This is a genomic window from Rhizobium sp. CG4, from assembly GCF_023701965.1.
In the GTDB taxonomy this organism is placed as follows: domain Bacteria; phylum Pseudomonadota; class Alphaproteobacteria; order Rhizobiales; family Rhizobiaceae; genus Agrobacterium.
Genome location: NZ_JABAEG010000003.1, coordinates 195,847 through 216,568 on the forward strand (window position 1 = coordinate 195,847; position 20,722 = coordinate 216,568).

Annotated in this window: 20 protein-coding genes; 17 read left to right on the plus strand and 3 right to left on the minus strand. The window is 53.6% G+C overall.

Annotated elements, in window-relative coordinates; translation table 11 throughout:
- Positions 1–30: 30 nt before the first annotated feature.
- Together rpsT and dnaA are read left to right on the plus strand one after the other, a co-directional pair.
- Positions 31–297 carry a 30S ribosomal protein S20 gene (rpsT, locus tag HGO37_RS11180; RefSeq protein ID WP_192486758.1) on the plus strand — a complete coding sequence of 89 codons (267 nt, stop codon included), beginning with the start codon at positions 31–33 and terminating at the stop codon, positions 295–297.
- A gap of 772 nt (positions 298–1,069) precedes the next feature.
- Positions 1,070–2,638: a chromosomal replication initiator protein DnaA gene (gene dnaA / locus HGO37_RS11185; RefSeq protein WP_192486759.1), complete on the plus strand. Its 1,569-nt coding sequence runs from the start codon at positions 1,070–1,072 to the stop codon at positions 2,636–2,638.
- 70 nt (positions 2,639–2,708) lie between these two features.
- Here the strand turns inward: dnaA and HGO37_RS11190 are convergent, their stop codons facing one another.
- Positions 2,709–3,065: a pilus assembly protein N-terminal domain-containing protein gene (locus tag HGO37_RS11190; protein ID WP_405049446.1), complete on the minus strand. Its 357-nt coding sequence runs from the start codon at positions 3,063–3,065 to the stop codon at positions 2,709–2,711.
- A 467-nt stretch (positions 3,066–3,532) separates the two neighbouring features.
- Here HGO37_RS11190 and HGO37_RS11195 point away from each other — a divergent pair, with 467 nt between their 5' ends.
- From HGO37_RS11195 to HGO37_RS11265, 15 genes are all read left to right on the plus strand, one after another.
- Positions 3,533–3,715 (plus strand): Flp family type IVb pilin, encoded by a 183-nt coding sequence (locus HGO37_RS11195; RefSeq protein WP_192486760.1) that lies wholly within the window; start codon positions 3,533–3,535, stop codon positions 3,713–3,715.
- Between the two features lie 116 nt (positions 3,716–3,831).
- Positions 3,832–4,344 (plus strand): A24 family peptidase, encoded by a 513-nt coding sequence (locus HGO37_RS11200; protein ID WP_250983693.1) that lies wholly within the window; start codon positions 3,832–3,834, stop codon positions 4,342–4,344.
- A 142-nt stretch (positions 4,345–4,486) separates the two neighbouring features.
- On the plus strand, positions 4,487–5,299 hold the full coding sequence (gene cpaB, locus HGO37_RS11205) for a Flp pilus assembly protein CpaB (protein ID WP_250983390.1): 813 nt from the start codon (positions 4,487–4,489) through the stop codon (positions 5,297–5,299).
- Positions 5,296–6,891 carry a type II and III secretion system protein family protein gene (locus tag HGO37_RS11210; RefSeq protein WP_192486763.1) on the plus strand — a complete coding sequence of 532 codons (1,596 nt, stop codon included), beginning with the start codon at positions 5,296–5,298 and terminating at the stop codon, positions 6,889–6,891. The genes cpaB and HGO37_RS11210 overlap by 4 nt, the downstream gene beginning before the upstream one ends.
- 14 nt (positions 6,892–6,905) lie before the next feature.
- Entirely contained in the window at positions 6,906–7,640 is a 735-nt protein-coding gene (locus HGO37_RS11215; RefSeq protein ID WP_285200561.1) for a CpaD family pilus assembly protein, read from the plus strand.
- Between the two features lie 35 nt (positions 7,641–7,675).
- Complete coding sequence (locus HGO37_RS11220) at positions 7,676–8,965, plus strand: CpaE/TadZ family protein (protein ID WP_250983391.1); 1,290 nt, start codon at positions 7,676–7,678, stop codon at positions 8,963–8,965.
- A gap of 30 nt (positions 8,966–8,995) precedes the next feature.
- Positions 8,996–10,480 (plus strand): TadA family conjugal transfer-associated ATPase, encoded by a 1,485-nt coding sequence (locus HGO37_RS11225; RefSeq protein ID WP_250983392.1) that lies wholly within the window; start codon positions 8,996–8,998, stop codon positions 10,478–10,480.
- A 14-nt stretch (positions 10,481–10,494) separates the two neighbouring features.
- Positions 10,495–11,508 carry a type II secretion system F family protein gene (locus tag HGO37_RS11230; protein WP_192486766.1) on the plus strand — a complete coding sequence of 338 codons (1,014 nt, stop codon included), beginning with the start codon at positions 10,495–10,497 and terminating at the stop codon, positions 11,506–11,508.
- Positions 11,509–11,520: 12 nt separating this feature from the next.
- Positions 11,521–12,504, plus strand: coding sequence for a type II secretion system F family protein (locus HGO37_RS11235; RefSeq protein WP_250983393.1), 984 nt, complete (start codon positions 11,521–11,523; stop codon positions 12,502–12,504).
- A 258-nt stretch (positions 12,505–12,762) separates the two neighbouring features.
- On the plus strand, positions 12,763–13,482 hold the full coding sequence (locus HGO37_RS11240) for a FadR/GntR family transcriptional regulator (protein WP_250983394.1): 720 nt from the start codon (positions 12,763–12,765) through the stop codon (positions 13,480–13,482).
- A complete protein-coding gene (locus tag HGO37_RS11245) occupies positions 13,479–14,645 on the plus strand; it encodes a PLP-dependent transferase (protein ID WP_250983395.1) in 1,167 nt (388 codons plus the stop codon). Before HGO37_RS11240 ends, HGO37_RS11245 begins: the two co-directional genes overlap by 4 nt.
- Positions 14,646–14,693: 48 nt before the next feature.
- Positions 14,694–15,953, plus strand: coding sequence for an ABC transporter substrate-binding protein (locus HGO37_RS11250; protein ID WP_250983695.1), 1,260 nt, complete (start codon positions 14,694–14,696; stop codon positions 15,951–15,953).
- Positions 15,954–16,079: 126 nt separating this feature from the next.
- Positions 16,080–17,015: a carbohydrate ABC transporter permease gene (locus HGO37_RS11255; protein ID WP_192486770.1), complete on the plus strand. Its 936-nt coding sequence runs from the start codon at positions 16,080–16,082 to the stop codon at positions 17,013–17,015.
- 4 nt (positions 17,016–17,019) lie between these two features.
- Positions 17,020–17,853, plus strand: a complete 834-nt coding sequence (locus HGO37_RS11260) for a carbohydrate ABC transporter permease (RefSeq protein WP_192486771.1) — start codon at positions 17,020–17,022, stop codon at positions 17,851–17,853.
- A 10-nt stretch (positions 17,854–17,863) separates the two neighbouring features.
- Positions 17,864–18,943 (plus strand): ABC transporter ATP-binding protein, encoded by a 1,080-nt coding sequence (locus tag HGO37_RS11265; RefSeq protein ID WP_250983396.1) that lies wholly within the window; start codon positions 17,864–17,866, stop codon positions 18,941–18,943.
- Positions 18,944–19,008: 65 nt separating this feature from the next.
- Here the strand turns inward: HGO37_RS11265 and HGO37_RS11270 are convergent, their stop codons facing one another.
- Both HGO37_RS11270 and rhaM read right to left on the minus strand, forming a co-directional pair.
- Positions 19,009–20,400, minus strand: a complete 1,392-nt coding sequence (locus HGO37_RS11270) for an FGGY-family carbohydrate kinase (protein WP_250983397.1) — start codon at positions 20,398–20,400, stop codon at positions 19,009–19,011.
- Positions 20,397–20,720 carry an L-rhamnose mutarotase gene (gene rhaM, locus HGO37_RS11275; RefSeq protein ID WP_250983398.1) on the minus strand — a complete coding sequence of 108 codons (324 nt, stop codon included), beginning with the start codon at positions 20,718–20,720 and terminating at the stop codon, positions 20,397–20,399. Before rhaM ends, HGO37_RS11270 begins: the two co-directional genes overlap by 4 nt.
- Positions 20,721–20,722: the final 2 nt, after the last annotated feature.

Sequence of the window (20,722 nt, forward strand, 5' to 3'; positions counted from 1 at the left end):
AAATTAAATCGAATTCGAAGAGAGGCATACATGGCCAATACAACTTCGGCGAAAAAGGCGACCCGCAAGATCGCTCGCCGCACTGCAGTCAACAAGGCTCGTCGTTCGCGCGTTCGTGGCTTCATCCGTAAGGTTGAAGAAGCGATTGCAACTGGCGATCTCGCTGTTGCAACCGAAGCTCTGAAGGCCGCTCAGCCGGAAATCCAGCGCGCAGCCACAAAGGGTGTTCTTCACGGCAACACCGCATCCCGCAAGGTGTCCCGTTTGGCACAGCGTGTTAAGGCTCTCGCAGCCTAATATAATCCTTTTGGAATATAATTTTAAAAGCCTGGTCTTCGGACCGGGCTTTTTGTGCTTGTAACCGTTTATTAACTTCTCGGCATTTAACATGACAATCCCAAGTCAAGCTGATGACACAAAAAATCCTTTAAAATCAAATGCTTGCGAGAGGTCTTTATCAAGTAGCCTATCTTTCTCTGCGAAAGGTGGCAGAGGTTTCGAGTCAAGTTTTTTTTTAATTTTTTTATTTGGATAGCCTCGCGAAAGCCTAGAAATTTGAATCTCATTGATTCATAAGCGATTCTCCAAAATAGGCCCGGCGTGATGCAAAATGGTTAGTCAGAGTCAATGGCTGATCTTCGGCTTTGCAGAAAAATGACCATTGATCTCAACCTACGATCCTGCCTAAATGCACCTCGTCAGGGGGCACGGATTACAATCCATCAACTGTTTCGAGTATTGAATTCGAAGGTTCGATAGTTCCTTGCGGCGGGATGTTTTTCATCCCGTTTTTTCAGATATCGACACGATGCAAACTGCAACTGTGATGGTTGTAGAGCGGAATTTCTTTGTCTTGAAAAAAGTGATCTGAAGTTGAAACGAAAGGAGCACCGACAAGTGCATCGCAGGCCTCTCCATGATGAAGAGGGAAATGGGACAACCGGCTCGCGAGCAATAAACGAACTTTGAGCGATTCTTAACGAGGGGGTAGCTCAAGGCAATAACGAGAAGGTTTTCCCTGGCGGGGTATTTTCGTCAGGCTATGATTGGCAATTTGAAAGGCGGCAATATGCAAATGAATTTGGTGATGGGTGCGGCGGTAAACGGGGACCGCGCATCGCAGGCATGTGATGACGTTTGCTCTGAACCGGTAGGGGACAAATCGAAGATGACTCAAGATGCACTGTTTGAACGCTTCAGTGCACGCTTGAAGGCGCAGGTTGGTCCTGAAGTTTACGCAAGCTGGTTTGCGCGGCTTAAACTTCATTCGGTTTCCAAGAGTGTCGTTCGTTTCACAGTTCCAACGACGTTTTTGAAGTCCTGGATCAACAACCGTTATATTGATCTGATCACCAGCCTTGTGCAGAGTGAGGATCCTGAGGTTCTGAAGGTCGAGATTCTCGTCCGTTCGGCAACCCGTACAAATGTTCGCGTTCCGCAGACTGCTGAACGCGCCGAACCGGCAACAGAGACCATGGCACCGGTCGCTGCCCGCAGCAAAACTGCAGCAGCCCAGCCGATTGGTATGTCTGTACCAGCCGCCGCAAGCCAGGCTCAGCCTGCACGCCAGACATCGGGTGGACCGCTGTTCGGTTCGCCGCTCGACAGCCGTTTTACCTTTGATACCTTCGTTGAAGGTTCTTCCAACCGTGTTGCGCTGGCGGCGGCCAAGACGATTGCTGAAGCTGGTGCAGGTGCTGTGCGCTTCAACCCGCTGTTTATCCATGCAGGTGTTGGTTTGGGCAAAACCCACCTTCTTCAGGCCATTGCCAATGCTGCAATCGATAGCCCGCGCAATTCGCGCGTGGTCTACCTGACAGCTGAATATTTCATGTGGCGTTTCGCGACCGCGATCCGCGACAACGATGCCCTGACCCTCAAGGATACACTGCGTAACATCGACCTTCTGGTCATCGATGACATGCAGTTCCTGCAGGGCAAGATGATCCAACACGAGTTCTGCCATCTGCTGAATATGTTGCTTGATAGTGCAAAGCAGGTTGTTGTGGCCGCTGACCGTGCTCCATGGGAGTTGGAATCGCTCGATCCGCGTGTTCGTTCGCGTCTTCAGGGCGGTATGGCCGTCGAAATCGAAGGCCCCGACTACGACATGCGTTATGAAATGCTGAACCGTCGTCTCGGCACTGCCAGACAGGATGATCCGGCTCTGGAAATTCCCGAGGAAATTCTCACCCATGTTGCGCGCAGCGTAACGGCAAGTGGTCGTGAACTGGAAGGTGCTTTCAACCAGCTCATTTTCCGTCGTTCATTCGAGCCATTATTGTCGGTTGAACGCGTCGACGAGCTTCTGTCGCATCTGGTAGGGGCCGGGGAAGCAAAGCGGGTTCGTATCGAAGACATCCAGCGTATTGTGGCCCGTCATTATAACGTGTCTCGACAGGAGCTTGTCTCGAACCGTCGCACACGCGTTATCGTCAAACCACGTCAGGTCGCCATGTACCTGTCAAAAATGCTGACCCCGCGTTCCTTTCCGGAAATCGGACGTCGTTTTGGTGGCCGCGATCACACCACTGTTCTGCATGCCGTGCGCAAGATCGAGGAACTGATTGGCGCAGATACCAAGCTCGGCCATGAGGTTGAACTTCTAAAGCGTTTGATCAACGAGAATAACGCCTGATTTTTCCAGTCCATATTTTCAAGAGAAGCGGTCTTCGGGCCGCTTTTCTTTCTTCTGATGAAGGGATGTGTTAAGGCCCTTCATTTTGTGAGTGCTGCTCACAGTTCGGTGTACAGGACAACACCGTCCGTTCAGTTTGACGGAACACGCGCACCGTGTTGCCTTCGTCAATCGACACCAGAATGCGTTCATCGACAATGGCGTTGCCGTCGGCATCCAGAAGCACAAGATTGGTTGTCCCATAGCTGCGGCCAGTCAGCACAATTGTATGCGCGTCTGAAACCGTCGCGTCCGCCACCTTGGCGTTTCCGACAATCACTTTGCTGACGGGACGATCCAGCCGCAGAACCCGCGCATGGTTCATTGACACCCGCAGCATGTCGTCGTCAGACGTGGCAATGCCAGCCATTGGCAACAGGATTGCCATGGCAGCAATTGTGATTTTTGCCAGCGAACGGAGTGCCATTGCCATCAAATGCCTTTTTTACGCCGGAACAATATTTCCTATTCGAGAGATAATGCTCAGGTTTGGTTAATGAAGCGTTAAGGCGAAAGTCGGTTTAACCATTTCAATATGGGTCACATTAAACACTGCTGTCGGCATTCTGGACGCCTGCGTTTCATTTTGGTTCGCGGGTGAATCTCGAAATGAAGCATATCCGAGGTTGATTGCCAGTCCGAATACTTATGAAATTGTGTAATTTTCAGAATAGAGTCGGTTTTTCAACGTATTGAGTAAGTTATTTACCATCCCAAAATTAGAAATGCGTTCACACTTTGTTAAGGCGATTTCTTAAGGGGATGGCAATCGCTTCTGTGTAGGTTTTGTCCAACCGAACAACGGAAACAGTTGTCGGTGTGCTGAACAACAAACAACAGACCAGGAGAGTTTCCATGACCAAGATTTTCGCACGTTTCGTCAAGGACGAATCCGGCGCAACCGCTATCGAATACGGCCTGATTGCAGCGCTGATTTCCGTCGCGCTCATCACCGGTGCCACTGCCCTGGGCAACAAGCTGAACACTCAGTTCAACAATTTGTCCACATACCTGACAGTTGGCGCGAAGGCTCCATAATTCAATATATATGTTGAACGACGCTGCCCCGTTTATTCGGGGCAGTACTGTTTTATTCACATTGTTCAGATGAACTTTTGAACTCGCGTATCCAAAGACATAAAGGAGAGATAATCATGGTTATTGCTGCGATTTTTCTGATCCTGCCTTTATGCCTCACGCTAGCGGCATTCACTGATCTTTTCACTATGACCATACCCAATAGGGTTTCTTTGATCCTGTTCGGTGCATTCCTTGTTGTAGCACCCTTTACGGGCATGGCATGGTCGGCAATCGGCATGAGCCTACTGGCCGGATTCGCCGTTTTTGCAATCTGTTTCTGCCTATTTGCCATGAATGTCATGGGTGGCGGTGACGCAAAACTCCTGACGGCTGCTGCAGTGTGGTTTGGATTTGATCAATCACTTTTTCTGTTTCTGACAGCTGTCGGTTATGCAGGTGGTGTTTTGACACTGCTGATCCTGCTGATGCGTTCGCAGGCGGTGACATTGCTTGCAACTGGGTTACCAATTCCCAATTCCCTTATGACGGCGAAGAAAGTGCCTTATGGCATCGCTATTGGCGCAGCAGGTTTGATAACATACGTCGAAGCGCCTATCGTCAAAGCGGCGATTGCCAGCCTTTCCTGAGATTATCAGTCAGTAAATAGACCGTTTACAACAATATTTTCCGGAAATCTCTTGTTAACCACGAATGTAAGTGGTGCGTTAACCATAATTACACGAATTGCGGGCCATCCTAAAAGGCGAATTCAAAGCCTCAGGATTGGTCATGAAACCCGCACGCATCATCATTCTGTCCGTTGCAGTCATTGCTGCCGGTCTCGCCGGGATGATTGCAATGAACCTTGCCAGCACTCCACAGGTCGTGGAGAAGGCAGAAGCAATCATACAGAAAGAGCCAACGGTCAACGTGCTTGTATCGTCGGTCAACCTGCCGGTTGGCAGCCGATTGAATCCTGATTCAGTCCGTTGGGTGCCATGGCCGCAAGGCAGCGTCGTTGAAGGATATGTCACGCAGGACAATCGCCCAGAAGCTCTGACAGAGTTGACTGGTGCTATCGTGCGTTTGCCAATGTTTGAAGGCGAACCCGTACGTCCCGAAAAAGTTGTCGATTCCAGCAGCCGCATCATGTCTGCCCTGTTGCCAGCCGGCAAACGCGCTGTTGCAACGGAAATATCGGTCGCCACCGGCGCGGGTGGTTTTGTCCTGCCCAACGACCGGGTGGATGTCATCATGGTTCGCAAGGGCGATGAAGGCTCTTTCCAGACGGAAAATGTTCTCAACAACGTGCGGGTTCTGGCAATCGACCAGCAAATCCGTGAGGGCGAAGATGGTGTGTCATCCGTTGTCGGTGCAACCGCGACGCTGGAACTGACACCGGATCAGGCCCGCATCATTACTGTTGCGCAGCAGATGGCTGATCGGCTGACCCTGTCGCTGCGTTCCGTATCAGACGCCCAGGAAAGTGACACTGTTTCCGCGGATTACCTGCTGAGCGGCGGCACTGGCCAACCTGAAATTCAGGTCATTAAATCCGGCTCGATCGTCAAGAACGGCCAACAGCAAGGTGCATCACAATGAGCGGGAGAGGTAACGTGAGAAACATCAAACGGACACTCCGTTCCTCCGTCACGGCAAGCCTGGCATTCTGCCTGGCTTTTTCCGGTATTCCGGGTGACTTTACACCTCGCGGCTTCCAGCAAGCTGAAGCGCAAGCCGCGTCTGAAAGCATCATTCGTATTACCGAAAGTGGCAAGGGCACACGTAAGCGTCTGAAACTTGGCCTGAACAAGGCGCTGGTTGTCGACCTGCCACAGGATGCGCATGATATTCTCGTTGCAGATCCAAGCATGGCAGACGCTGTCACACGCACATCCCGGCGCATCTACCTGTTTGGCAAATCTGTCGGCCAGACAAACATCTTCATTTTCGGTGCCCATGGTGAGGAAATCGTCAGCCTCGATCTCGAGGTCGAGCGTGACATTAATGGTCTTGAAGCGAATCTGCGTCGCTTCATCACAGATTCCGATATCAAGGTTGAGATCGTTTCGGACAACATTGTTCTGACGGGCACAGTGCGGACACCACAGGATTCAGCACGTGCGGTTCAACTCGCTGAAGCCTTCCTCAAAGGCGGTGAAGCTACCACCCGCAACGTAACATTGACAGGCGGCGATAATGGTGGCGACGCGGCAATTTTCGCCGAACAGCGCCAGACATCACAGATCGTTAACATGCTGACGATTGAGGGCGAAGATCAGGTCACGCTGAAGGTCACGGTTGCTGAGGTCAGCAGGCAGGTGCTGAAGCAACTTGGTTTCAGTGGTTCTATTGGCAGCACGAGCAGTGGCAATGGCTTCTCATTTGCAAACCCGGCCAATCTCGGTGGTGCGGTCAATCCATCCTCCGGTTTGATCACCGGCTCGATCGGATCCGGCTCCATGCGTTTTTCCTCCTACATCAATGCCATGGAGCAGGCTGGTGTCATGCGGACATTGGCAGAACCGAGCCTGACCGCTATTTCGGGAGAACAGGCAAAGTTCTATGTTGGCGGTGAATTCCGCATGCAGGGTACTCAGGAAATTTCCACTGAGGAAAATGGAGTAACCGGCGCTGAACGTCCAGTTCTGACCCGCCAGACAAACACGGTTGATTACGGCATCGAACTGAACTTCCGCCCGGTTGTTCTGTCGCCTGGTCGTATCAGCCTCAAGATTGAGACCAACGTTTCCGAACCGACCTATGAAGGTAGCGTCGTCACCGGCAGCACTATGCGCAGCACGCCAGGCGCGACCTATATGTCCATTCGCAAACGTGAGGCGTCAACTACTGTAGAGCTACCGTCAGGTGGTTCGATTGTGATTGCCGGTCTGGTGCAGGATAACATTCGCCAGGCCATGTCCGGTCTTCCGGGCATCTCCAAGGTGCCAATTTTCGGCACGCTTTTCCGCAGCAAGGACTTCATCCGCAACGAAACGGAACTGGTCATCATTGCCACGCCGTATCTCGTTCGCCCGGTGGCGCGTAATCAGATTGCTCGCCCGGATGATAACTTTAACCCGGAAAACGATGCCGCCATGTATTTCATGAACCGCGTCAACAAGGTGTACGGCCGCAAGGAAAAGGCTCCTGCCGCACCGTACCAGGGCACTGTTGGGTTTATCTACAAATGACGATGGAGCTTCAGATGAAACCGTATGCCGCTGCTCCCGGCACGAGGGGGGCCACCATGCTGGCAACACAGACAACCGTTTACGCTTCGCCGCTTCGCAGGGTATCCTTTGCGCTTGCCGTGACTGCGATGGCCAGCTTGCTGCAGGCCTGTGGCACGCGGGATGGCATGAACACTGGCGCTATCCCGGACGATTACCGCACACGCCACCCAATTACACTGAATGAAGCGGAACATACGATCGATATTCCGGTCTCGTCAGGCGACAGCCGTTTAACCACACCGGCGGCCGATAATATCAGGGGGTTCGTTTCCAGCTACAAGGGAACGTCCACCGGTATCGTGCAGATACAGTTGCCATCCGGCTCGCCCAATGCGGCAGCCGCGTCACGCATGGGCAAGCAGATCCGCACGATCTTGACGGGTTCTGGTGTCCCTGCCGGCAAGATCGTTGAAACAGTGTACGCTGCTGGCCCACAGGGTGATGCAGCGCCAATTCGTCTCAGCTATGTCGCGGTGACGGCCATGACAGGGCAGTGCGGCGAGTGGCCCGAAGATCTGACCAGTAACACCTCCAAAAATCGTAACTGGCATAATTTCGGTTGCGCGACGCAAAATAACCTCGCGGCCCAGATCGCCAATCCGATGGACCTTGTAGCCCCCCGTGGCATGACGCCAATTGATGCTGAACGCCGGTCTGTTGTCATTGATGGGTACCGCAACGGAGATAATACCGCCTCCGCTGACTAATGCAGGCCGGTACTCCATTTCCTGACAGGTGAAACATGAGCGCGATAGAATACGAGATCAAAGGCAGTGGTGACGACGAAGTGAACTTCGACGACCTGCACAAGCCTTCCGACATGGATAATCTGCGGCCCTTGCCGCGGATTTCCATCCATAGCTTTTGCGAAAGCGAAGTTATGCTGCGCGTCATGGAGCGTCTGGGCAGTGACCGGCGTATGGGTAAAGTCAGCCTGCGTATTACCAATGGTGATATTGCAGCCGCTGCAGGCATGTTTTCATCGTCACCGACACCCAACCTGATCATTCTCGAAACGAAATGTGATCCATCAAAGCTGATGGATGAGTTGTCCCCGCTGGCCGAAGTCTGTGATCCCTCCACGCGTGTCGTCATTGTTGGTCATTACAATGACATCTCACTCTACCGGGACCTTATCCGCAACGGCATTTCCGAATATCTCGTTGCTCCGGTCAAGATGTCGGATCTCCTCTCGTCTATTTCAGCCATCTTTGTCGATCCAGAGGCTGAACCTTTGGGACGCAATATCGCCTTCATCGGAGCGAAGGGTGGGGTTGGATCGTCGACCATTGCGCATAACTGCGCCTTTGGCATCTCAAACCTGTTTTCGACAGAAACCATTCTTGCTGATTTTGACCTTCCATTCGGGACTGCCAATATCGACTTCGATCAGGATCCTGCGCAAGGCATTGCCGAAGCCGTGTTTTCGCCGGAACGTTTGGATGAGATGTTTCTTGACCGCCTTTTGACGAAATGTTCCGAACATCTTTCGCTGCTGGCAGCGCCGTCAATGCTTGATCGTGCCTATGATTTTGATCGCGCTGCATTCCAGCCGGTGATGGAACTGCTGCAGCGAACCGCGCCTGTCGCGGTACTGGATATTCCACATGGTTGGTGTGAGTGGACACGCAGCGTTCTAGCAGAGGCAGACGAGGTGGTGATCACCGCCGTTCCTGACCTTGCCAACCTGCGCAACACCAAGAACATGCTGGATTCCCTGAAAAAAATGCGCCCGAACGACAAGCCGCCACATCTGGTCCTCAACCAGGTCGGCATGGCGAAACGCCCGGAGATTGCGCCCGCCGATTTCTTCGAGCCGCTGGAAATCTCTCCGATTGCCATCATTCCATTTGATGTCCAGTTGTTTGGCAATGCGGCCAATAGCGGTCGCATGATCAGCGAGATTGATGCGAAATCACCTGTTGCGGAGACATTTTCGCAGATTGCCCACCTCGTGACCGGGCGTGCGAGCGCCAAGAAGGCCAAGAAACCGGGGCTGGGTAAGATTATGGAATTGCTGAAGCGGAAATAAACCGCTGCTCGATGAAACTGGAAAACTGGCATGTTTGGAAAACGCGGAAACGAAGACGCTGGAAGAGGTATTGGCATCGGGCAGGTGAGGGCGCCTGCGCCAATTCTTGCGCCTGTCATGCCGAAACCCGAAAAAATCGAAACGCTCGAGCCGGTAATCTCCCGTCAGCAGGTTCCGACGCCACCACTCCAGGCGAATTCTCAACCGCCTCAGCGCAAAAAAATGGCGCGCACCGAAGAGTACTATAAGACCAAAGGGCAGGTGTTCTCCGCCCTTATCGACACGATCGATCTTTCGCAGCTTTCCAAGCTGGATAATGAAAGCGCCCGCGACGAAATTCGCGATATCGTCAACGATATCATCACTATCAAAAATTTCGCCATGTCGATTTCCGAGCAGGAAGAACTGCTTGAGGATATCTGCAACGACGTTCTCGGTTATGGTCCACTGGAGCCCCTTCTGGCACGTGATGATATCGCCGATATCATGGTCAACGGTTCCGGTCAGACATTTATCGAAGTGGATGGTAAAACCATTGAATCGGAAGTGCGCTTCCGCGATAACACGCAGCTTCTCTCCATTTGCCAGCGTATCGTGAGCCAGGTTGGCCGTCGCGTCGATGAAGCAAGCCCGATATGCGATGCCCGTCTGCCTGACGGTTCGCGTGTCAACGTTATTGCTCCGCCTCTGGCGATTGATGGACCCGCGCTCACCATCCGTAAGTTCAAGAAGGACAAGCTGACGCTTGACCAACTGGTGCGGTTTGGTGCGATCACCCCAGAAGGTGCCGCAGTTTTGCAGATCATCGGTCGGGTGCGCTGTAACGTGGTTATATCAGGTGGTACGGGTTCGGGTAAAACGACACTGCTCAACTGCCTGACCAGCTACATCGACAAACATGAGCGGGTGATTACTTGCGAGGATACCGCGGAACTGCAATTGCAGCAGCCGCATGTGGTGCGATTGGAAACCCGTCCACCAAACATTGAAGGCGAAGGCGAGATCACCATGCGTGACCTGGTCAAGAACTGCCTTCGTATGCGCCCAGAACGTATCATCGTCGGCGAAGTGCGCGGACCAGAGGTTTTCGACCTGTTGCAGGCGATGAACACCGGTCATGACGGTTCCATGGGAACGATCCACTCCAACTCACCACGAGAGTGCCTCAGCCGTATGGAATCGATGATTGCCATGGGCGGATTTACTTTACCTGCCAAAACGGTGCGTGAAATCATCGCTGGCTCCGTTGATATTGTCATTCAGGCGACCCGCCTCCGGGATGGTTCGCGCCGTATCACCCACATCACCGAAGTGATCGGCATGGAAGGCGATGTGATCATCACCCAGGATCTCGTGCGCTACGAAATCGAAGGCGAAGATGCGCAGGGCAAGCTGATTGGTCGCCATGTCTCGACCGGCATCGGCAAGCCGCATTTCTGGGACCGTGCGCGCTACTATAACGAGGAACGCCGTTTGGCGGCGGCCCTTGATGAGATGGAAAAGAAATCGCAATAGGATTTGAGCGATAAATGGCTGGAAATGGGCTGACGATATTTATGCTTGTTGCGCTGGTCGGCATCTCTGCCGCCGCCCTTGCCTATGCGTTTCTTTTCCAACGCATCGAGGTTGAAAACAAGACCGCAACCCGTGTTAACCGCGTCAAATCGGCCGAAACGGACCGCGTTAAAATCAAGGCTGCCCGTGATAGGGTCCAGGAACTGAGCAAACGGAGAAAATCCGTTCAGGACAACCTGAAGGACCTCGAAAAGCGACAGCAGGAAAAAACCAAAAAGAACCGTGATGTCACCCTGAAGGGCAAGATCACGCAGGCCGGCTTAACCATCACCATTGGCAAATTTTACATGCTGAGCGCTGTGCTCGGTCTGGTTATCTTTTTGCTGACTCTTATCTCGGGCTTGCCGTTTTTGATCGTTCTGGCCATTTCTTTCGTCGGCGGCCTAGGGTTACCGCGCTGGATATTGGGTTTTCTTGTCGGACGCCGGCAACGCAAGTTTCTGGATGAATTTCCAAACTCGCTTGACGTTATGTGCCGATCCATCAAATCCGGTCTGCCGCTGAATGACGCTGTTCGTTTGATTGCTGCCGATGGACAGGAACCGGTGAAAACCGAGTTCCAGCGCATTCTTGATGCGCAGCAAGTTGGGCTGAGTATTCCCGAAGCGGCGACCCGCATGACGCTGACCATGCCACTTTCCGAAGTGAACTTTTTTGCCACGGTCATCACCATTCAGGCGCAGGCCGGCGGTAACCTTTCAGAGGCGCTGTCCAACCTTGCAAAAGTGCTGCGTGAGCGTAAAAAAATGAAGGCTAAGGTCAGTGCGTTGTCGATGGAGGCAAAAGCCTCCGCTGTCATCATTGGCGCTTTGCCGTTCATTGTGGCCTTTCTCGTCTACATGACCTCGCCCGACTACATCATGCACTTGTTTACCGATCCTCGAGGTCACATCATCCTCGGCGTGTCTGGTGTTTGGATGTCAATTGGCATCCTTGTGATGCGCAACATGATCAATTTCGATATTTGAGGGTGGCAGCGCATGTCTGAGGAACTCGCAAAAAGCCTGACCAATCCGACGATGATCATCGCGCTGCTTGTTGCGCTGGCCGTATTTGCAACTTTCTACACGCTTGTCATTCCCTATTTTGAAAAGGGTGATCTCAACAAGCGCATGAAGGCTGTGTCCACAGAACGCGATCAGATCCGCAGCCGTGAACGTGAGCGCATGCAAGCGGAGCTAAGCAACAAGGGCTCACTACGCACCTCCAACAACAAGTCAGCGCGCAAGATCGTGGAACGCTTCAACCTTCGCGAAGCCCTTGTTGATGAAAACACCATGAACAAGCTGCGGGCGGCGGGTTATCGCTCACAGAATGCGCTCAACACGTTCCTTGCTGCCCGTTTTATTCTGCCATTCGTATTTCTGGTCCTTGCTGTCCTTTGGGTTTTTGGACTTGGGAACTTGGCCGAGAAGGCCATGCCGATACGTATTCTGGTGGTGATCGTTGTGGCGTATATCGGTTTCTATGCGCCAAACATCTACATCTCCAACCAAATGAAAAAGCGTCAGCATTCCATCAAACGTGCTTGGCCAGACGCACTCGATCTGATGTTGATCTGCGTTGAATCTGGTATTTCTATGGAAGCAGCCATGCGGCGTGTGGCGGAAGAAATGGCAGACCAGTCACCGGAACTTGCGGAAGAAATGGTGCTGACAACGGCTGAATTGTCGTTTCTTCAGGATCGCCGCACGGCGCTTGAAAACCTTGGCATCCGTACACAGCTCGATATCGTCAAGAGCGTTACGCAAGCCCTAATTCAGGCAGAACGCTATGGTACGCCGCTGGCGCAGGCACTGCGTGTCTTGGCACAGGAAGGTCGAGACGAGCGTATGAACGAGGCAGAAAAAAAGGCTGCCGCCTTGCCGCCAAAGCTCACCGTGCCGATGATCTTGTTTTTTCTGCCAGTGCTTATCGCGGTTATTCTCGGGCCTGCAGGCATTCAGGTCGCCGATCGCTTCTAATTGGTTTTACCGATCAAGCACTGCAATTCAATTGCGTGAGAGTGGCGGTTGGTTCGCGTGTTCCATAGTGCGCTATAGTATTTTTTCATTGTTATTGTTTGATTTTTTGCGTCGTCATATACAGCTGTCGGCGCCTTCCAGCCATTTTCCAACATCTTAAAAACAGAACAAAGTCGCTCAACCTCGGCCTTGACAGATTGCCAATGCGGCATAATGCTAAGATGTCAGACCAATTAATAGGTCGTCGGGGAAGAAAGAGTGAAGCTGAAACAGGAGAGGCCGCCAATCGCGCCACTGCCACCGATCGATCGTGTGGCACAGGTTACCAGTGCATTGTCGGACTATATTGATAGAGCCAGCCTCAAGACAGGTGACCGTTTACCTGCCGAACGCGAGCTGATGGCAGCTCTCGCGGTTGGCCGCTCGACCATCCGCGAAATGATCCGGCATTTTCAGGCGCTCGGCGTGATGGAAACCCGTAAAGGCAGCGGTACCTATCTGTTAAAGCCCGTCACCACCGCGACGATTCATATGCCGCTATCCCTTGAGACGGTAAATCTGCGCGACATCCTGCTGCAGACGCTCGAAGTGCGGCGCGGCATAGAGGTCGAAGCCAGCATGGTAGCAGCCCGCCGTCGTACCGCTGAAGATGTCGCCAACATCGAACAAAAACTTAATGAAATGGAGCGGGTGCATATCGAAAAAGGCACCTCCGGTCGCCAGGACCTCGAGTTTCATCTTGCCATCTATGATGCCACCCACAACCCGCTTTTCCGCCAGTTGCTGGAACAGATGCGAGAGGCTTTCGAGCAGTTTTGGGATCAGCCATTTGACCGCCCGGACTTTGCAAGGCGCTCATTCCCATTCCATCGCACGCTATTTAACGCCATCGCCGCCCAGGATACCGAGGCGGCACGGCGCGAAACACTCAAGATTCTCGACATCGTCGAGGAAGATATCAAGGAAATGTCCAAATGAATGATGTAGCCGGCACGTTCGATCTTGCATCACAGATCGTGGCCCATGACGAAACAAATGCTTTTGAAGCCGTTGTGCCGCCGATCGTGCAGACGTCGCTGTTCACCTTCTCCAGCTATGACGAGATGGTCTCGACCTATCGCGGCGAAAAATCCCGTCCGGTCTATACCCGTGGTCTGAACCCGACGGTCCGGGCATTTGAGGAAATGCTGGCCAAGCTGGAGGGTGCGGAAGACGCCATCGGGTTTGCCAGCGGCATGTCGGCCATTTCTTCGACTGTCCTGTCATTCGTAGAGCCGGGTGACCGCATTGTTGCCGTGCGCCACGTCTACCCGGACGCATTCCGTCTGTTTGGCACGTTGCTGAAGCGCATGAAGGTTGAGGTCACCTATGTGGATGGCCGCGACGAAGAGGCTGTTGCCAAGGCCCTCCCCGGTGCAAAGCTGTTCTACATGGAAAGCCCGACAAGCTGGGTCATGGAAGCACATGATGTTGGCGCACTGGCAGCAATCGCCCGCAAACACGGCATCATCAGCGTCATCGACAACAGTTGGGCCAGCCCGATCTTCCAGCAGCCATTAAAGTTGGGTGTCGATATCGTCTTGCATTCGGCCTCCAAGTATCTGGGTGGTCACAGCGACGTGGTTGCCGGTGTTGTTGCCGGTTCGAAGGAGCTGATTGGCCGCATTCGTGGCGAAGCCTACCCGTATCTCGGCGGCAAGCTGTCGCCATTTGATGCCTGGTTGTTGATCCGCGGTATGCGCACGCTGCCAATTCGTATGAAGGCGCATGAACAATCGGCTTTGGCGATTGCCCGCAAGCTTCAGGAACTCGATGTTGTGGAAACCGTCTGCCATCCGGCATTGGCCAATCGCCTGCCTACCGGTCTTAACGGCACGTCGGGCCTGTTTTCATTCATTTTCCGGGAAGGCGTGAATGTGCGCGCTTTTGCGGATCAGCTTAAATTTTTCAAGCTCGGCGTCAGCTGGGGCGGTCACGAAAGCCTGATCGTTCCCGGTGAGGTGGTGCTGGAACAAAAAGCGCAGCCAAATTCGGCTCAGACCTTCGGCATCAGCGCGCGTTCGGTGCGTCTGCATGTCGGTCTTGAGGGGACGGATGCGCTTTGGGGAGATCTGGAAGCGGCCATCGCTGCTGCTACCTGATGGAGTAACGACAACCAACGAAACCCAACAATAGGGGGAACTGGAATGATGAAGAAGCTGCTGACCGCTGCGGTTTTTGCCTCGATGATGGCAGGGACGGCACTTGCGGACACGACATTGAAGCTGGTGGAGGTTATTACCAGCCCAGAACGTACCGAAACCTTGAGGTCTATCGTTGCCAAGTTTGAGGCAGCGAACCCTGGCACCAAGGTTGAGATCATTTCGCTTCCTTGGGGGGAGGCATTCCAGAAATTCGCGACCATGGTATCGGCCGGTGAAGTCCCTGACGTCATCGAAATGCCGGATACATGGCTGTCGCTTTATGCCAACAATGGCATGCTCGAAAGCCTTGAGCCTTATCTCGCTAAGTGGGAGCACACACCGGGTCTGACTGCACGCGCGCTGGAACTTGGCCGCGATGTGAAGGACACGGCTTACATGTTGCCATACGGCTTCTATCTGCGCGCCATGTTCTACAACAAAAAGCTTCTGTCGGAAGCCGGCGTGACCGAGCCGCCAAAGACCATGGACGAGTTCACAGAGGCCTCGAAAAAGATCTCAGCTCTGCCCGGTAAATACGGTTATTGCCTTCGTGGTGGTCCCGGTGGCCTGAACGGCTGGATCATGTTCGGCGCCTCTATGGCCGGCTCCAACAAGTTCTTCAACGAAGACGGCACCTCGACGATGAACAGCGAAGGCTGGGTCAAGGGGCTGACTTGGCTGATCGATCTCTACAAGAACGGTTATGCACCAAAGGACAGCGTCAACTGGGGCTTCAACGAAATCGTGGCCGGCTTCTACACCGGCACTTGCGCCTTCCTTGACCAGGACCCGGATGCCCTCATTGCGATCGCTGAGCGCATGAAGTCGGAAGACTACGGCATCATGACCATGCCAAAGGGTCCTGACGGCAAGACCTTCCCGACAATCGGTTTTGCCGGTTGGTCGATGATGGCGTCGTCCAAGGACAAGGATCTTTCCTGGAAGCTGATTGAGACGCTCGAAGGCCCAGAAGGCAACATCGAGTGGAACAAGAAGACAGGCGCTCTTCCGGTTCACAAGTCGGCTGAAAAAGATCCGTTCTACGCAAGCGAGCAGTTCAAGGGCTGGTTTGCCGAGCTGGAAGACAAGAACGCCGTTCCGACAACCATGCCGACCTATCTCGAAGAATTTGCGTTCTTCAAGGATTCGCTGGTTATCAAGACCTCGCAGGAAGCTCTCTTGGGTGACATCACCCCGGAAGATCTGGCCAACCAGTGGGCCGACTACCTGACGAAGGCGCAGCAGAAGCACCTCGCCAAGAAGTAATACAAAGTGCGGTGCGGGACTTCATGTCCCGCACCGCAACTCGCTGGCCGGAATGTTCTGCGCCAGCCCAAGAAAATAGCGGCAGTGCAGTGCGCCTGCCAAAAGGCCAGAACAGGATTGCCTTCCATGAATAACACTGCCCTTCCGCACACGCGGCGCCAGGACAGACGACCGTTTCTGCAGCGGCTGGCGCATAAGAGTGAGCCTTGGCTCTACAGCGCGCCATCGCTCATCCTGATTGCCGCCGTCATGCTGGTGCCGCTGGCACTCGGCCTGTCCTATGCGTTTCGGGATGTGCAGCTTCTCAACCCGTTTTCCGGTGGCTTTATCGGTATTGAACACTTCAAAACGCTGTCGCAGGATCAGGCCTTTTACCGAGCGTTGAAAAACACGCTGTGGTGGACTGGCGCCTCGGTGTTTCTGCAGTTCTTGTTCGGCCTTATTCTGGCGTTGCTATTGGACAAACCCTTTTATGGCCGTGGTCTTGTACAGGCGCTGGTGTTTTTGCCTTGGGCGGTCCCGACATTTCTGGCCGGCCTCAACTGGGCATGGCTGTTCAATCCTTTGATTGGTCCGCTGCCGCACTGGCTATATGCTCTCGGCATTCTGGATGCGCCAAACAACATCCTTTCCGACCCTCAGCTGGCAATGTGGGGACCGATCGTCGCCAATATCTGGTGGGGCATTCCGTTTTTTGCCATCACGCTTCTAGCTGCCTTGCAGGCTATCCCGCGTGATATTTATGAAGCCGCCGAAATTGATGGCGCAGGTCCTGTCCAGCGCTTCATGTCGATTACCCTGCCGTTTCTGGCACCGACCATTGCCATCACCGTGCTGCTGAGAACCGTGTGGATTTCCAACTTCGCAGATCTCATCATTGTCATGACCAATGGTGGCCCGGCAGACCGCACGCAGATCGTTGCCAGCTATATCTTCACGCAAGCCTTCAAGCGGCTGGATTTTGGTTACGCCTCGGCGATTGCGCTGGTGTTGTTGGTGCTGCTCCTAGCCTATTCGATGCTGATTATCCTGTTGCGCCAATCACTGCTGAAGAAGGATTGATCCCATGAGAGCCAGTAAAGTTATCTCCATCGGCGCTCATCGTATTGCGATCCTGCTTTATGTCATCGTTGCGCTGTTCCCGTTGTTCTGGTTGTTGAAGGTGTCGGTCACGCCAAATGACCTGCTCTACAGCGAGGGCGTGCGCATGTGGCCATCGCGCATGACATTCGACCATTTCAGCTTCGTTATCGCCCACAGCGCCTTTCCGGTGTTCTTCAAGAACAGTCTGATCGTTGCCGGGTCGACAGCCATTGTCGTGACGATCCTTGCATCGCTGTCCGGTTACGCCCTGTCGCGTTTCGACTTCAAGGCGAAATACTGGATCGTCGGCCTTATGTTGCTGACGCAGATGTTCCCACTGGTCATGCTGGTTGCGCCGATCTTCAAGATGTTGTCGCCACTTGGTCTGACCAACAGTCTGACCGGACTTGTCGTGGTCTACACCGCCTTCAACGTGCCATTTGCAACCTTCCTGATGCAGTCCTTCTTCGACGGAATTCCGAAGGATCTTGAGGAGGCGGCAATGATTGATGGTGCAAGCCGTTTCGTTGCTTTCCGGCAGATCATTCTGCCCCTGACGCTTCCCGGCGTGGCGGCAACCCTCGGCTTCGTGTTTACCGCAGCGTGGAGTGAACTTCTGTTCGCCCTGATGCTGATCTCCGGCAATGACGCGGCGACATTCCCGGTCGGCCTTCTTACCTTCGTTTCAAAATTCTCGGTGGACTTCGGACAGATGATGGCAGCGGGCGTTCTTGCGCTTATTCCTGCCTGCGTCTTCTTCCTGCTGATCCAGCGTTACCTTGTTCAAGGCCTCACCGCCGGTGCGGTGAAAGGCTAGGAGCTCTATTATGGCATCTATTGATATTCAAAATGTTCGCAAAACCTATGGCAACTATCCGGTGCTGCATGGGGTCGATCTGGAAATTCAGGACGGGGAATTTATCGTTCTCGTCGGTCCGTCCGGCTGCGGCAAGTCCACTCTGCTGCGCATGATTGCCGGCCTGGAAGACATTTCGTCCGGCGATATCCACATTGAGGGAAACCGGGTCAACGATGTTGCACCGAAGAACCGCGACATCGCAATGGTGTTCCAGTCCTATGCGCTTTATCCACATATGTCGGTTGCCGACAATATGAGCTACAGTCTGCGCCTGCGCAAAACAGCCAAGGAAAAGATTGCCTCTGCCGTCAGCGGTGCGGCGTCCAAGCTTGGTCTTGAACCTTTCCTGGAACGACGTCCAAAAGCCCTTTCCGGTGGCCAGCGCCAGCGCGTTGCCATGGGACGTGCCATTGTGCGGCAGCCCAAGGCGTTTTTGTTTGACGAACCACTTTCCAACCTTGATGCCCGTCTGCGTGAGCAGATGCGCGCTGAAATCAAGAAAATGCACGCCGACCTGAAAGCCACATCGATCTACGTGACCCACGATCAGATCGAGGCGATGACACTGGCAGATCGTATCGTTGCCATGAATGGTGGCGTGGTGCAGCAGGTTGGTACGCCGCTTGAACTTTACGACACTCCGGCAAACCTCTTCGTTGCCGGCTTTATCGGTTCTCCGGGCATGAACTTCCTGACCGGAACCTATGTCGCCAAGGATGGCACCCATGGTGTGCGCCTTGCCGATGACATGGTGATGAAACTGGCAAAGCCGGTGAAACTGGAAGAGGGGACATCCGTGACACTCGGCATTCGGCCGGAACACGTCACAATGGTCGAAACCGGTGGCATTGAGGCCAATGTGGATCTGATCGAACCAACTGGCTTTGGCATCATCATCCATCTGTCGCTGCACGGTCTGCCGTTCAAAATCTTTACGCTGGATCGCGCTGCCCTGTCGGCTGGTCCAAAAGTCCGGGTCGATTTCCCGGGCCAGCATCTGCATGTATTCGACAAGGATGGTGTTCGCGCCATCAGCCTCGACGCTTGAAACAAAAAGGGCTCCCCGTTTATTGATCGGGAAGCCCTTGATCTCAGCGATTGATGGATTTCTTATCAGCTGGTAACACGCTCCATTGCCGCATGCCAGCGGCGTTTGTAATCACCAACTTCCAGCCTTCCTGCAACAATTTCGCGACTATCTTGTGCGGTGGGTGATGGCCCCGTTAGCAGCGCTGCGCCAGCGCTGGTGCCCGTGGAGCCCCCAATAGCAATCACATCCGTATTGGCAAAACTGGAGAGCGCCCTGAGGTAAAGGGTGTTTTTCGCAAATGGTCCTTCAACAAGGATTGGTCCCTTGCGACCAATCAGGCTCAGGCTGACGTCTGTCATTAGCGCGAGATAAAGCGCTGCCGCTGCGTGCCGCTCGGCATTGTTGGCGTCCTTGTCGGCAACCCACCGGGCATCCTCATTCGGAAAGGGACCAGACCCTTTCACCACACTTGGCAACAACATCATGCCACGTGTCAGGACTGCGGGTAACGCGGCTTCAATCTCTAAGGCCGATACGTCGCCGAACTGCTGGCTCAGCATTTCATATTCACGGCCGCCCATGAAACGTGATGATGGAACGGGGCGGGCATAGGCATCGACATTGGTCAACGTATCTCGTGTTGGGTCGAGTTGATCGAGCGTACCGCCAATTGCAAAATTCACGACCCATGTGCCGGTGGAAACAACAGAGAAATTGCCCTGCCGTTTTAAAAGATGCGGTAGCAATGAAGCGTTGGAATCGTGAATGCCGCAATAAACTGGTATGTCTGACGACAGGCCAATCTCAGAAGCAATCTTTGGTTTGACCGGTCCCAGAACATCAAAAGCGGAACGGACCGGCGCCATCAGCGAGCGAATATCCAGCGTATCGACGAGGGATGAAAAGGTGTTGGCACCCGGGTTCCACAAGTCCGTATGGCAACCAAGCGACGTCACTTCAGTGGCCAAAACGCCGGTCAGACGTGCCGCCCAATATTGTGCGTAGGTGACAATGCTGCGAACCGGTGCAAACGCCTCGGGAAAAGCGGTTTTCTGATAGTGGATCTGCGCACCGAGATTAAGCCCGATGGACTGCGGTGGAGAACCGGTCTCCGAGAAGGCTGGGCGCAGGCGGGCATAATCCTGCCGGATCTCCGCCGGATATTCATGCTCGTAATCCAGAACAGGCATCTCCAGATCGCCCTTGTCGTCCAGCAAAGCAGCCGAAGCACCATGGGTGGTAATCGATATGGCATCGAAGCCAGGTTTAATGGCGAATGTCTTGAGGCTTGCTAGGATGAATTGCCAGAGCGCATCAATGTCGTAATGCGGATAAAGTCCACTTTTGATGACCGTATTGGGCCGGCGTTCAACCGTAATTTCGGCACCACTCGCCGTATCAAGGACAACCACTTTGGCGTTGGTCTTGCCGATATCGATAACGGCGACGTGGCGGAATGGAGTAGCATTGATCATTTCAGATGAAACACCGTCACAAGATCGGTCGCGATGGGTGAATTATCAGGATTGCTTTCCATGATATCGGCCATATGGGCCCACCACTTCTTCATCACAGGATGATCGGGCAGCGCCGCCATGCCGTGATTTTTCGAGCGGGTCAGCACACCAAACAAGATATTGGTCTCATGATCGAGATGGATAGAATAGTCGCTTACCCCCGCCTCCCGAAGAAGCGTCACCAGTTCGGGCCAAATCTCATCATGGCGTTTTTTGTATTCCGCTTCCATTCCGGGAAACAGCTTCATCTTGAAAGCGTGTTTTTCAAGCTCTGACATTG